We start from the raw sequence: 13,697 nt of genomic DNA on the forward strand, positions 1-13,697 counted from the left end.
TAGCGCTATTTTGCAAAATAAAACACTTACTCTTAGCTTACATCATTGTTATTAATATGTAAGTAAAAGTGCCAATTTAGTTTATTTTTTATAGCAATTATAAGGTATTAGCGATAAATAGACGTGGCCTTAGCTTAAATAAAATGTTAACGCTGCCAATAGGTTGTCGGCATCTTGACCTTCGCCGTTAATCCACACACTTTGACTGTAATGCTCAAAATTTAAATTAAAAGTGTGGTTAGCATAGTTAAAACGCAGTTGGTGACGATCAGCCCCAGCTGCAAATTCACTAATGCTAATTTCATCGCTGTGCAAAAAAAACGTTCCCCACAACTCAAAGTCTTCATCGTGCGGCAACTCTGTTGGTTTAACAATAATGCATTGATGTGTGTGATCGTATTCAAGTTCGGTCATAAGGGGCTTATTGCGTTGCTAGATAATGTCGAATTGCGGTTAAAAACTCACCGCCATATTTGTTTAATTTAGTAAAACCAACCCCCGACACTTTTAAAAATTCACTGTCGTTGGTAGGCATAAGCTGCGCCATTTCGGCCAGCGTTTTATCGTTAAATACTACATAAGGGGGTACGTCATCGGCATCGGCTAATTCTTTACGTAATGCACGTAGGCGAGCAAATAACTTTTTATCGTAATTAAACTGCGCTAATTTATCCTGATAAACGTGCTTAGCTTGTAGGCGTGGTTCAGCCAGTTGTAGCGCATACTCACTCTTTAAAATAGCGCGTGCAGCTTCGGTAAGCCGTAGTGATGCGCCTTGGGTTATATCTTGGCTTAGTAGCCCTTGGTGAATAAGTTGGCGTAAAATACTGAGCCAAAACTCACTGCTTTTATCTTTACCTATGCCATAGGTGCTGAGTTCATGATGGTTGTTATCACGAATGCGGCTGGTATTTGCGCCGCGTAATAACTCTACAATGTAACCTAAACCAAATCGTTGCTGTGCCCGATACACACACGAAAGAGCTTGTTGGGCCACCAGTGTGCCATCAAAGCTTTTTGGTGGATTTAAGCAAATATCGCAGTTACCGCACGGCTCTCGTTGGTATTCACTAAAGTAGTTTAATAATATTTGACGTCTGCAAGTCTGTGCTTCGGCAAAACTGGCCATGGCATTAAAACGCTGCTCTTCTACACGACGGCGTTGTTCATCGTCAATATCTTCAAAAAAGCGTCTAACCCGACCTATATCAGCGGGGTCAAAATACATAATGGCTTCTGCAGCGAGTCCATCACGTCCAGCGCGACCGGTTTCCTGATAATACGCTTCAATACTTTTTGGAATGTCGTAATGTAATACAAAACGTACGTTAGGCTTGTTAATTCCCATACCAAAGGCAACGGTGGCAACCACAATTTGAATATCGTCGCGGGCAAATCCAGTTTGCACAAATTGACGCTGTTCGTTACTCATTCCCGCATGATAAGCAGCCGCATTAAGGCCTGCATCGGCAAGCTTTTCAGCAATATCATCAACCCGCTTGCGGCTGGTGCAATAAATAATGCCACTTTGACTTTTTTGCTCTTTCAAATAGCGCAGTAATTGCACCATAGGTTTAAATTTCTCTTCTATGGTGTAACGAATATTAGGGCGGTCAAAGCTGCCGGTATGAATATAAGGCTGCTGTAGCTTGAGTTGCTCAACAATATCAAAGCGGGTGGCTTTATCAGCGGTGGCAGTGAGTGCCATCATAGGTACATGTGTAAAGCGTTGCTTTAATTCATTTAACCTAAAATAGTGAGGTCTAAAGTCATGTCCCCAATGAGAAACACAGTGTGCTTCATCAATAGCAAACAAACTGACATTTAAATGCGATAAGCGCTCTAAAAATTCCCTTTGTAGTACTTTCTCTGGGGCAACATAAAGTAATTTTATTAGCCCCTGATGCAACTGCTGATAGACTAACTGCTGTTCTTCACGGGCTAAGCTGTTATTTATATAAGCGGCTTTTACGCCTAGAGCTTGTAACTGAGTTACTTGATCTTGCATTAAAGAAATGAGCGGAGAGATAACAATAGTTACCCCCTCTAATACTAGTGCGGGTATTTGGTAACACACCGATTTACCACCACCGGTAGGCAATAATACTAACGAGTCTTGGCCGTTAATCGCAGCATCAATTACTGCACTTTGACCGTCGCGAAATTCGCTGTAGCCAAACACTTGTTTGAGTACAGTTTCAGGTTTACGCACCAGCGTATTTGGAGAGGGAGTTAGTGTATTCATCGGCGCTATTTTAGTGGTTTTTTATCAGGATGTCTTTAGCTTTCATTATTTGGTGTAAACATCGGTAATGATAATCGAGGAGGTTACAACAGCTTTAAGTTGTGCTTTACTCATCGTACCACCTTAAAACATAGAGAATAATAATGAATAAAGAAATGTTGATTGAACAAGTTGGGGCGTTGTTTGTTAATAATATGCCTTTTAACCAATTTTTAAAAATAGCGGTGGAGTCACTTAGTACTGAACAAGCTAAAATCTCCTTTCCTTGGCAAGATGTATTAATAGGCAACCCCGCGCAAAAAATTCTCCATGGCGGAGTTATTTCGGCGGTACTTGATAATGTCGGTGGAATGCTTGCTGCTGCCAGTGTGATCGGAAAACTAGACGATGCAGATTTACCCAGTGTACATAAAAGGCTAGCCACACTGGGGACTATAGATTTACGCACCGACTATTTACGCCCAGGCAAAGGCGAGGTTTTTATTGCTAGCGCTAAGCTGATTCGCTCAGGAAATAAAGTATGTGTGTGCCGAATGGAGTTACACAATGAGCAGTCAGTACAAATTGCTTTTGGAACGGGCACGTATTTAGTTGGCTAAAAAGTGAGAGGGGGGTAAACTGACGGCCTTTTAAATCACCAAGTGGTTACTATGTCGATTGATACCGAGCAGCGAAAGGGCGCTATTTTTGCCTGCCTCGCTTTTTTTATGTGGGGCCTCGCACCCATTTATTTTAAGATGATCCAACATGTGTCAGCATTTGAAATTTTAATGCACCGTGTTATTTGGTCAGTGGTGTTTCTTATTGTGGTGGTGAGTGTGCTCAGCTACTGGGATAAAATTAAACGCATTTTAATCCAACCTAAACTTATTTTGATGTTAGTTGTTACCTCGACCTTACTAGGGTTTAACTGGGGATTGTTTATTTGGGCCATCAATAACAATCACATGTTGGATGCCAGCCTAGGTTACTACATTAATCCTCTATTAAATGTGTTGCTTGGTATGGTGTTTTTAAACGAGCGATTACGTAAGTTGCAAGGTGCTGCTGTTGCTTTAGCTTTTACAGGCGTGCTGTTACAGCTAATTAGTTTTGGCTCATTCCCCGTGGTAGCGTTTTCATTAGCAACATCTTTCGCACTATATGGCCTATTACGTAAAAAGCTACAAGTTGATGCTCTGCCTGGGATTTTAATTGAGGCATTAATATTGTTACCCGTGGCGCTTACCTATTGGTGGCTAATGGTACCGACTGAAACGTCAAATTTACCAGGGAATGATTGGCTAACCAATGTATTATTGGTGAGCGCGGGCATAGTAACTACGCTGCCACTGCTGTGTTTTACCGGCGCGGCTAAGCGTTTGCAATATACAACGTTAGGGTTTTTTCAGTATATAGGGCCTAGCCTAATGTTTATTTTAGCGGTGGTATTTTATGGTGAGGTGTTTGATGCTGAGCGCGTAATTACCTTTGCGTGTATTTGGAGTGCACTGGCTATTTTTAGTTGGGACTCATACCATCAATCGCGAAAACGCAGAAAAGCGGCCATTGTAGCCTCTGGTGTGGTTTAAAAACTAAACCACTTTATTACGACCCGACTCTTTGGCTTTGTAGAGCTTTAAGTCGGCTTGTTTTAATAGTTCGTCAATTTGATAGGTTTCACTGTGGCTGAAGCCTATCGATAACGTAAACTTGATGTTTGCTTGACTGAATTCATGACTGTTAAGCTCAATAAAAAGCCTGAAGCTCTCTAGTCGTTTTAGCGCTTCCTGTTCGGTTAGCTCAGTAAAAAATACCGCGAATTCTTCTCCGCCTAAACGGGCAACCAATTGGTTTTCAAAATATTTATTAAAGCATATCGCAAGCCCTTTAAGCACTTCATCTCCGGCATCATGGCCATAGGTATCATTAATAGCTTTAAAATGGTCAATATCAAGCATAGCTAACATGGCTGGTGCTTTTGCTTTTTTAAACTGCTTTAATGACTTATTAGCCTCTTCAAAAAAGTAACGGCGATTAGGGAGTTTAGTTAAATAGTCAGTATTGGCTTGGCGCTTTATAGTTTCGATATGCTCTAGCATATCGACGTTTTGGCTTAACCTGCAGTAAAATTCTTCACTATTAAAAGGTTTATACAAGTAGTCATTTGCCCCATTTTTTAAAAATAAGGCAGACAAATTAGACGATGTAGCGCCTGAGATACCAATAATAGCTTTTTCGTCATTACTATAAATGCGCCTAATTTCATTACACAGCTCAATACCGCCCATATTAGGCATTTCTTTATCTATGATAATCACAGAGATGTCAGGGGTATTTTCAAGCTCTTTAAGTGCCTCTAGGCCATCGGCTGCTTGTAATATTTGGTATTTATGACGTGTTAATAAATTACAAATATATTGGCGTGTAGACGCTGAGTCATCAACAACCAGTACTTTAACTTGCTTATTGCGAGGTAGGCGATAAAGCTGCTTTTCTAAATATTCGTAAGCTTGTTTATTGCCTTTGATAATGTAATCAATAATAGGGTACTTTTCGACGGTGTCGCGAGTTTGATTATCGATATTGCCAGTCATAACAATGGTAGGGATATCTGCTGCAATCGTGCAGGGAACCGCTTCCCCTTGCGGGGCATCAGGCAATATAAAATCAACGACTGCGCAAAAATAAGCATGTTTACTTATTAGCTCTTTAGTCTCAGCCAGCGACTGGGCAATATCAACTTCATAGCCAATTTTTTGCGCGATATGCTTTTGCACTCGCGCAATAGTGGGGGTGTCTTCAACAATAAGTATTCTGTGCGTCACGTGGCAGCCTGTTTAAATTTTGCAAAAATGTTTGCTTATACAAGTTGTAACTGCTAAAACGCCAAAAAGCAACTATTGTAATGACTTATAGATTGTCTGCCTCAGAGTAATAATCTTGACTGATTGGTGTTGGCCCTGAAATTTTTGAGCGACCAAATAATGTATGAAATTTTGTTTTGCAGGTTGTTAACTTTAAGTATTTAACCCATGCTCGCTCTATGGGGTTGCTTGGCTCTACTATGCCACTAACCGCATTTACAAATTGTTGCTGATGTTCGTTTTGTGGCTCAACTGCTTTGTTATACAAGCTTTTTAAAACAACACCGTGCTGTTCTAAAATACTTGCCTCTAACAGGGTAAAGTGTCCGCTGCGACTAAATCCGCGTGGAAAGTTTTGATCATCATAAAACTGACGTTGACTAACAAATGCTTGACGAAGTAGTGAAATATCATTGCTCATAGCTGTACCCTCATACCAATTATTAGCTGGAGTATGGTACATAATCGCTATTTTTTTAAACAAAAAATTTTTATCGTGAGGATAAAAAATTGGACATAGATTTATTAAAAACATTTGTTGAAGTGGTGCGTACTCGCCATTTTGGTAAAGCGGCAGAAAACCTATACATAACGCAGTCTGCAGTGAGTTTTCGAATTCGTCAATTAGAGCAGGGCTTAGGCGTAAATTTATTTATTCGCCAGCGCAATAATATTCAACTCACCGCCCCTGGTGAGCGCTTGTTGCCGCATGCTCAAATGATTATTACTGGAATGCAAAGGGCCAAAGTGGATGTTGCACTTGCAGATAATATGCATAAGCAAATCAGCTTGGCTGGGACTCCTAATATTTGGGATGCGTTTTTACAGTTTGGTATTACAAATATAGTATCGGCTATGCCCGGTGTATCTTTGGTGGCAGAGGTAAAAGCACAACAAGAGAGCACTCGATTACTATTAGAGCGCACCCTTGATCTAGCCATTTTATTTGATCCACCAAAAGTAGACGAACTCGTTGTTGAACGAATTTGTGAACTACCTATTATTCCGGTTAGTGGCTACGACACCGCAACAGGCGATAACTTTTTTGATAATCAATATGTTTATGTTGATTGGGGAACTACGTTTTCTCTTTGGCATGCCCGTCAATTTACCGGTAAAACGCCGCCTTATTTTAGAACCAGTACCGGACGTATAGCGCTTGATTTAATACTGCAATGTGGCGGTAGTGCGTTTATTCCACAGGTATTAGTTAAAGATCATTTAGAAAAAGGCGAACTTTTTCATGTAAAAGGGGTAGAAAATACGTCAAGAGATGTATTTGTTGCCTATCATAGAGATAACGAACAGAAAGAGTTAATAGAAACTCTGGTTAATTTGCTGTCGCAAATGACACCGAGTTTATTGAAACAAAGTAAGTAGTCGTTAAGCGGTATATTTTAGATGTTATTTTGATTTCAGATTTAATGCAGTTTTATTAACTTAAAAAGACAAAAATGTGTCCTTTGTAATATTTTTGTCATTTAGTGGTGACACACTGCTGCTGTTTTAAAAATTAGTCTATTGTGATTATCGAGGAAATAACATGAAATTTGCAAAATCGAGCTTATGCTTAGCCTTACTTAGTGGTTTATCTTTTAATGCGCTTGCAGAAGTAGACATTTACGGTAAAGCGAATGTAACCGTTCAATCATCTGACGATGGTGAAGGGTCGTTTACTGAAATTAAAAGTAATGCATCTCGTTTCGGACTTAAAGGGTCTGAAAAAATTTCAGACGGTTTAGAAGCTGTTTATAAGTTTGAATTTCAGGTTGATGTGTCGGATGCTGACTCAAAAGGCGATAAAGATAATATTTCAGCACGTAATCAATATGTAGGTTTTAAAGGTTCATTTGGTCAGGTAGTAATAGGCCGTAACGATACAGCGCTAAAGCAGGCGCAAGGTAAACTTGATTTATTTAATGACCTTGAAGGTGATATTAAAAACACTTTTAAAGGTGAAAACCGCTTAGGTAACTCAGTATCTTACGCTTCAAACTCATATGAAGGCTTTAAAGTATTAGCTTCATTTATTGCAGAAGATGATAAAGATGCCAAAAATGGTTACTCAGTGGCGTTAACTTATGGTGATGCTGGCCTTAAAAAGAGCGCTGTATATGCTGCTGTTGCTGCTGATAGTGAAGTAAATGGTTACGACGTAGTACGTGCAACAGTTCAAGGTAAAATTGAAGACTTTAGACTTGGTGCAATGTACCAAACACAAGAAAAAGTAGACGGTAGCGCTGAAGCTGACGGTTACTTAGTGAATGCAGCTTACCTAATGGGTAGCAACACTTTTAAAGTGCAATATCAAACAATGGATTTTGATGACAGCGATGATAAAAGTGCAGTATCGGTAGGTGTTGATCACAAGCTAAACAAAAATCTTAAGGTGTTTGGCTTTTACTCAAGTTTTGATATGGACAACAACGTTGACCAAGATTACCTAGGTTTAGGTATGGAATATAAGTTTTAACTAAACCTCAGTTAAAACACTCCCTTTTAACCGCACTCAGCTGAGTGCGGTTTTTTTTGCTTTAAATTATTTACTTATCTGCGCATAATAGCCAAGCATTTGGAATGAGGTGAAACTCCTCAACTATACCCGTAACTGTAATCAGTTTTACTGTAAGTCAGATACAAGTGCCTTAAAACTTCATATAACGAGCGGGTTAACTCATTTTCTTTTTGGTACTTGTGGTACTGAGTGTGGGTTTTCCCTGCCTAGGATAATTTTTTGCACACTCAAACCGCTAAAAAAACTGCACTTCTAACCGTTAATAATGTCTCTTGGCGAGTGGGTAACACCTTAATCCTTGAGCAAATTAATTTGAGTATTGAGCGTGGCAAGTTTGTTGGCTTAATTGGTCCTAATGGTGCGGGAAAATCGAGTTTACTGCGTTGCTTGTATCGATTTAATCAGCCGTCAGCGGGAGAGGTTAAATTTAATAACACCGATATTTGGCAACTAAAAAGCGAAGACTACGCCAAGCAAGTTGCCGTTGTGCTACAAGAAACACCGTCGCAATTTAACCTCTCGTTATTCGATGTTGTGGCTCTAGGGCTTACGCCACATAAAACGCTATTCAGTTCGACCACCCAAGCAGATAAACAAAAAATAGCTCAGGCTATTAGCCATGTGGGGCTTGAATCTCATAGTACTCAATTATTTGATTCGCTATCTGGCGGTGAAAAGCAACGAGCCTTTATTGCCCGCGCTATTGTGCAGCAACCGCAACTTCTTATTATGGATGAACCAACTAGTCACCTTGATGTGAAATATCAAATTCAACTGATGGAGCTGGCTAAATCTCTAGGGATCACGGTATTTGCGTCATTTCATGACTTAAATTTAGCTGCTGCTATGTGTGATGAGTTAGTGGTTATTAAAAATGGAAAAGTTGTTGATGCAGGTAAGCCAAATAAAGTGGTCACTGAGCAGATGCTGGATGAGGTGTTTGGCGTTTGTGCACAAGTGAGCACTCACCCTCAATCAGCAGCTTCGGGTGAGGCTATTCCTTATATTACTTATTATTATGGATACCAATAATATGACGGTTTTTTCTAACCATACCGTTGCATTAATCGCTGCGCTACTATGCGCACTATTAAGTTTATTTATTGCACTGAGTTTTGGTGCGGCACCCACGTCGCTCGCTGATGTTTACCAAAGCTTAACCTTTTCAAACGAGGCTTCATTTACCAGCCGTATTATTATTGAATTAAGAATGCCACGTACTTTACTGGCTTTTTTAGCTGGGAGTGGCTTAGCGATTGCAGGTTTAATACTACAAACAGTCACCCGTAACCCCTTAGCAGATCCTTATTTATTTGGTATTTCGTCCGGCGCTTCATTAGGTGTGGTTATACTAATGTCTTTTGTGGGAGCTGGGGCGGGTATAGCGCTATCTGGGGCGGCATTAACCGGTAGTTTAGTGGCGATGGGATTATTAATTTTAATTGCTGGCAGCCAGCGTAATGCCCAAGTTGAATCGATGTTATTGGCGGGGGTAGCCCTATCATTTTTATTTAGTGCTTTTACTAGTTTGCTACTTTATTGGAGCGATCCACAAGCGGTCGCGGCTATTTTATTTTGGACTTTAGGTAGTTTTGCTAAAGCACAGTGGCAGTCGCTGCTGTTACCTGTCTTAGTCATTATAGTTTGTACAATAATCATGTTGGGTTTTAGGCGCCAGCTTAATGCCATGTTGTTAGGCGATGAAAGTGCGACAACGCTTGGCGTAAGAGTACATCGTTTTAGAATTTTAATGCTTATTTTAAGCTCGTTGATCACGGCCGTGTTAGTTGCCAACTGTGGTGGTATTGGTTTTGTTGGCTTGATGGTGCCACACATAGTGCGCTTTTTTATCTCTCAAGGTAGCCGCGTTGGATTATTAATGACCGGGTTAGTCGGGGGAATATTTATGGTGTGGGTCGATGTGCTCGCTCGCTCACTATTAAGTAATCAAGAGTTGCCAATCGGGGTGATCACGGCGGCTATCGGCAGTCTATTCTTTTTAAGTATATTGTATTTTCGTAAGCGCCAGCTGGTGGTTCAATAATGAAAACACTAATGGTACAAGGCACTACCTCAGATGCGGGTAAAAGCACCTTAGTTGCAGCGCTTTGCAGAGTGTTTGCCAATCAAGGTGTTAATGTTGCGCCGTTTAAACCGCAAAACATGGCGCTTAATAGTGCCGTAACTCACGATGGCGGTGAAATTGGTAGAGCCCAAGCATTACAAGCCGTTGCAGCAAAAGTAGCACCTGAAATAGACTTTAACCCGATATTACTCAAACCCAATAGTGATACCGGCGCGCAAGTTATTATTCATGGTAGGGCTATCAGCAATATGGAAGCCGACTCTTACCATGACTATAAAAAAGTGGCTATGGAAGCGGTATTAACCTCGCATAATCGTTTAGCTAAACGCTTTGACTTATTGTTGGTTGAAGGGGCTGGTAGCCCAGCTGAAATTAACTTACGCGCAAACGATATCGCCAATATGGGCTACGCCGAAAAGGTCGATTGCCCGGTTATTATTATTGCTGATATTGATAAAGGGGGTGTGTTTGCTCACTTAGTAGGGACTTTGGCGCTATTAAGCGAATCAGAGCAAGCACGGGTAAAAGGCTTTGTGATTAATCGTTTTCGTGGTGACATTAGCCTATTACAAGGCGGGTTAGATTGGCTTGAAGAGTACACAGGTAAACCTGTGTTAGGGGTGTTACCCTACCTACACGATTTAGCACTTGATGCCGAAGATGCCGTTGCCATAGATAATAATGTGACCGAAGCCAGCATTAATATTGCGGTGCTGCTAGTGCCTCATATTAGTAACCATACCGATTTTGATGCACTGCGATTACACCCACATATAAATATAACCTATGTGCGCCATACTCAAACAATTCCTGATGTTGATTTAATTATTGTGCCTGGCAGTAAAAATGTACTTAGCGATTTGGTATTTTTAAAAAATGAAGGCTGGGATCAGCAAATAAAACGCCATTTACGCTATGGTGGCAAAGTATTGGGTATTTGCGGCGGTATGCAAATGCTAGGTAATACGATTTGTGACCCTAATGCGGTGGAATCATCATTAGGGCAAATAGCTGGGTTAGCGCTTAGCGATTTTGATACGTTATTGGGTGAGCAAAAAGTGCTAAGCCAAGTAAATGCAATACTCAATTTAAACCAGCAGCAGGTTGCTTGTCAGGGTTACGAAATACATGCTGGGATCAGTAAAGGTCAAGCGCTCAACAAACCACTTATTCGCTTTAACAAACACCCAAATGGCTTTGAAACTGATGGTTTTATTAGTGATGATAATGCTATTGCTGGTACTTATTTACATGGCTTATTTGACAACGCAGCCGCTACAGAACTGCTATTAAAGTGGCTAAAACCAGACAGTGAAATTAGTGCTATCAGCATCAATGAACATCGCGAGCGCCAGCTAGAACGCCTCGCTGAAATGTGCCAAACACATTTAAACATTGAACAAATTATTAAAATTTACCAAGGACATAACAATGACTGAATCAACAAACGACAAGCACCAACAGCGCCAGCAAAAAGTAAAAGAACAAGTTGATGCTCGAGTAGCAGCGGCACAGCAAGAAAAAGGCATTTTTCAGGTTATTACTGGTAATGGCAAAGGTAAATCAACCTCTGGTTTTGGTGTGGTTGCACGCTGTGTTGGCCATGGTAAAAAGGCCGCGGTATGTCAGTTCATTAAAGGTACATGGGAATGTGGTGAGCGTAATTTACTACAAGGTGCTGGAGTTGAATTTGCTGTTATGAACACAGGTTTTACTTGGGATACGCAAAATAAAGAGGCCGATACTGCGGCAGCACAAGCAACATGGCAAGAGTCAAAGCGGATGCTAAGCGACAGCAGTATCGATGTGGTATTACTCGATGAGCTCACCTATATGGTGACCTATGGCTATATCGACCTTGAGGAAGTGGTTGCTGCAATTAACAACCGACCTGCAATGCAATCGGTAATTATTACTGGCCGTGCTGCGCACCGTACCTTAATTGAGCTGGCCGATACCGTAAGTGAAGTGCGTAATGTAAAGCATGCGTTTGAGTCGGGCGTAAAAGCACTAAAAGGCTTTGATTACTAATGTTAAAACGCATTATTCTTGGGCTGTTATTGTTTGCTGTTTATGTACCTCAAGTATTAGCCGACAAGCCGCTTCGTATTGTGGCTTTGGCACCACACATAGTCGAAAATTTATATGCTATTGGGGCGGGTGATCTAATAGTGGGCACGCTGGATTACGCAGATTACCCACAAGAGGCGACTAAAATTGAGCGTATCGGCGGCTATAATGGCATTTCTATCGAAAAGTTACTCATGCTCAAGCCTGACATGGTCATTGCGTGGAAAAGCGGTAATCAGGCAGAAGATTTAGCACAAATTAAGCGACTAGGGATTGAATTGCATTTAAGTAATCCACGCTCTATTGAAGGCGTAGCTAAGGAAATACTAAAATTAGGTCAATTAACCGGTCATATTGAGCAAAGTAAAAAAGTAGCTGAGGCATTTACAGTTAAGCTCAACGCAATTAAAGCCGCGCAGCATAATAAAACCATGCTTACTGGGTTTTATCAGCTGTGGCCAGAGCCTATGATGACGGTATCAAAAAATACCTGGATAAATCAGTTAATCGAAACCTGCCAAGTAACCAATGTATTTGCCGACAGCGACACAGATTACCCACAAATCAGCATTGAAAACGTGATAGTGACTAAGCCACAAGTTATTATTATTCCTGATGAAAAATCAAAACGGGTAATACCTACAGTTAATTGGCAGCAATGGCCTGAAATTCCGGCGGTTAAATATGAGCAATTTATTAGTGTTAACGCGGATTTATTACATCGTTTTTCCCCTAGAATGCTTGATGGGTTAGCACAAATGTGTGACAAAATTGAGGTATCTAGAGAACTTATTAAGAGTCAATTATGAGCAACTGGTCATCTTTTTTAAATCACGAACTTAGCCAAGCATATATGCAGCAAACCCTTGAATATGTTGCGAATAAACGATCAAACGGTATTGCTGTGTATCCACCAGAACCGCAGGTGTTTAGTGCATTTGATGCAACTCCACTTAGCGATATTAAAGTGGTTATATTAGGCCAAGACCCTTACCATGGAGAAGGGCAAGCGCATGGCTTGTGTTTTTCTGTATTGCCTGAAGTTAAAAAGCTCCCGCCTTCACTTAAAAATATTTATAAAGAGTTAGTGACTGACATTAATGGTTTTATTACGCCAGAGCATGGCTATTTACAAAGCTGGGCAGATCAAGGCGTGTTTTTGCTTAATACCGTATTAACAGTAGAGCAAGGCCAAGCCCATTCCCATAAACATTTAGGTTGGGAGCAATTTACCGATAACGTAATTACTCATATAAATGAGCATTGCCAAGGAGTGGTGTTTATTTTGTGGGGCGCACATGCACAAAAAAAAGGTAAAAGCATTGATCGCCAGCGCCATCATGTATTGTCTGGACCGCACCCTTCACCGCTTTCAGCGCATCGCGGCTTTTTTGGCTGTCAGCACTTTTCAAAAACCAATGAACTGTTAATAGCGCAAGGAGCGCAGCCCATTAATTGGCAAGTATAGGGTAATTGGTATTAAAAAAGGCTTTCATAAATGAAAGCCTTTTTAGTTGCTGTTGTTGATTAAAACTCTAATTCATCAATAGCAATACTATCAGCAAAATAGTCGAGCTCCTGTAGTTCTTTGCGCAAACGTTGCTTATCTTTTATTGCTTCTATTTCGCGCCATTTTCTTTTTTTATTTTTTTGAGAGGTTTTTTTCGATGTATCAGAACCTTCTAATATCTCTATTATTTCGTTTAGGCTATCCATTGATTATCTCCTATTGACCACTTTTTGAACCTCGGCAGTATCTATACCACAGCTATTAATAAAATAGAATATAAATGTGACGAAACTGTTACTGATGGGTGGTATTTTGATGAAGATCAATACAAAAAGAACGTAAATGGGGACAAGTCGAGTATTTAAAGTAAATCGCAGACATAAAAAAACGCCGCTAAAAGCGACGTTTCTTAACTCATTAAACAG

The 13,697-nt window shown here is 40.5% G+C and carries 15 protein-coding genes and 1 riboswitch; of the genes, 10 read left to right on the forward strand and 5 right to left on the reverse strand.

Going from position 1 to position 13,697, the window contains the following annotated elements; translation table 11 throughout:
* Nucleotides 1-129 precede the first annotated feature (129 nt).
* Entirely contained in the window at nt 130-414 is a 285-nt protein-coding gene (locus PUND_RS04670) for a DUF3630 family protein (protein WP_010391549.1), read from the reverse strand.
* 7 nt (nt 415-421) lie between these two features.
* A complete protein-coding gene (recQ, locus tag PUND_RS04675) occupies nt 422-2,245 on the reverse strand; it encodes a DNA helicase RecQ (protein WP_010391548.1) in 1,824 nt (607 codons plus the stop codon).
* Between the two features lie 143 nt (nt 2,246-2,388).
* Here recQ and PUND_RS04680 point away from each other — a divergent pair, with 143 nt between their 5' ends.
* Together PUND_RS04680 and rarD are read left to right on the forward strand one after the other, a co-directional pair.
* Nucleotides 2,389-2,844: a thioesterase family protein gene (locus PUND_RS04680; RefSeq protein ID WP_008467759.1), complete on the forward strand. Its 456-nt coding sequence runs from the start codon at nt 2,389-2,391 to the stop codon at nt 2,842-2,844.
* 51 nt (nt 2,845-2,895) lie between these two features.
* Nucleotides 2,896-3,816, forward strand: a complete 921-nt coding sequence (gene rarD / locus PUND_RS04685; protein ID WP_008467760.1) for an EamA family transporter RarD — start codon at nt 2,896-2,898, stop codon at nt 3,814-3,816.
* A gap of 3 nt (nt 3,817-3,819) precedes the next feature.
* Here rarD and PUND_RS04690 read toward each other — a convergent pair whose 3' ends face one another.
* Nucleotides 3,820-5,052, reverse strand: a complete 1,233-nt coding sequence (locus PUND_RS04690) for a GGDEF domain-containing response regulator (RefSeq protein WP_010391545.1) — start codon at nt 5,050-5,052, stop codon at nt 3,820-3,822.
* A gap of 85 nt (nt 5,053-5,137) precedes the next feature.
* The gene (locus tag PUND_RS04695) at nt 5,138-5,512 is read right to left on the reverse strand and encodes a MaoP family protein (RefSeq protein ID WP_010391544.1); all 375 of its coding nucleotides are present in this window, start codon (nt 5,510-5,512) and stop codon (nt 5,138-5,140) included.
* A gap of 89 nt (nt 5,513-5,601) precedes the next feature.
* Between PUND_RS04695 and PUND_RS04700 the strand changes: the two genes are divergently transcribed.
* The 8 genes from PUND_RS04700 (at nt 5,602) to ung (ending at nt 13,230) form a co-directional block, all read left to right on the forward strand.
* Nucleotides 5,602-6,471 (forward strand): LysR family transcriptional regulator, encoded by an 870-nt coding sequence (locus tag PUND_RS04700; protein WP_008467766.1) that lies wholly within the window; start codon nt 5,602-5,604, stop codon nt 6,469-6,471.
* A gap of 163 nt (nt 6,472-6,634) precedes the next feature.
* Complete coding sequence (locus PUND_RS04705; protein ID WP_010391543.1) at nt 6,635-7,564, forward strand: porin; 930 nt, start codon at nt 6,635-6,637, stop codon at nt 7,562-7,564.
* A 49-nt stretch (nt 7,565-7,613) separates the two neighbouring features.
* Nucleotides 7,614-7,751, forward strand: a riboswitch (cobalamin riboswitch).
* A 74-nt stretch (nt 7,752-7,825) separates the two neighbouring features.
* Nucleotides 7,826-8,638, forward strand: a complete 813-nt coding sequence (locus PUND_RS04710) for an ABC transporter ATP-binding protein (protein ID WP_010391541.1) — start codon at nt 7,826-7,828, stop codon at nt 8,636-8,638.
* Nucleotide 8,639: 1 nt separating this feature from the next.
* On the forward strand, nt 8,640-9,650 hold the full coding sequence (locus PUND_RS04715; RefSeq protein WP_010391540.1) for a FecCD family ABC transporter permease: 1,011 nt from the start codon (nt 8,640-8,642) through the stop codon (nt 9,648-9,650).
* Nucleotides 9,650-11,131: a cobyric acid synthase gene (locus tag PUND_RS04720; protein WP_010391539.1), complete on the forward strand. Its 1,482-nt coding sequence runs from the start codon at nt 9,650-9,652 to the stop codon at nt 11,129-11,131. The genes PUND_RS04715 and PUND_RS04720 overlap by 1 nt, the downstream gene beginning before the upstream one ends.
* Nucleotides 11,124-11,723, forward strand: coding sequence for a cob(I)yrinic acid a,c-diamide adenosyltransferase (gene cobO / locus PUND_RS04725; protein ID WP_010391538.1), 600 nt, complete (start codon nt 11,124-11,126; stop codon nt 11,721-11,723). Before PUND_RS04720 ends, cobO begins: the two co-directional genes overlap by 8 nt.
* On the forward strand, nt 11,723-12,571 hold the full coding sequence (locus tag PUND_RS04730; RefSeq protein ID WP_010391536.1) for a cobalamin-binding protein: 849 nt from the start codon (nt 11,723-11,725) through the stop codon (nt 12,569-12,571). The genes cobO and PUND_RS04730 overlap by 1 nt, the downstream gene beginning before the upstream one ends.
* The gene (gene ung / locus PUND_RS04735; protein ID WP_010391534.1) at nt 12,568-13,230 is read left to right on the forward strand and encodes a uracil-DNA glycosylase; all 663 of its coding nucleotides are present in this window, start codon (nt 12,568-12,570) and stop codon (nt 13,228-13,230) included. Before PUND_RS04730 ends, ung begins: the two co-directional genes overlap by 4 nt.
* Nucleotides 13,231-13,289: 59 nt before the next feature.
* Here ung and PUND_RS04740 read toward each other — a convergent pair whose 3' ends face one another.
* The gene (locus tag PUND_RS04740) at nt 13,290-13,478 is read right to left on the reverse strand and encodes a DUF3545 family protein (RefSeq protein ID WP_008110646.1); all 189 of its coding nucleotides are present in this window, start codon (nt 13,476-13,478) and stop codon (nt 13,290-13,292) included.
* Between the last annotated feature and the right edge of the window lie 219 nt (nt 13,479-13,697).

This window comes from Pseudoalteromonas undina, from assembly GCF_000238275.3.
Classification (GTDB): Bacteria; Pseudomonadota; Gammaproteobacteria; order Enterobacterales; family Alteromonadaceae; genus Pseudoalteromonas; species Pseudoalteromonas undina.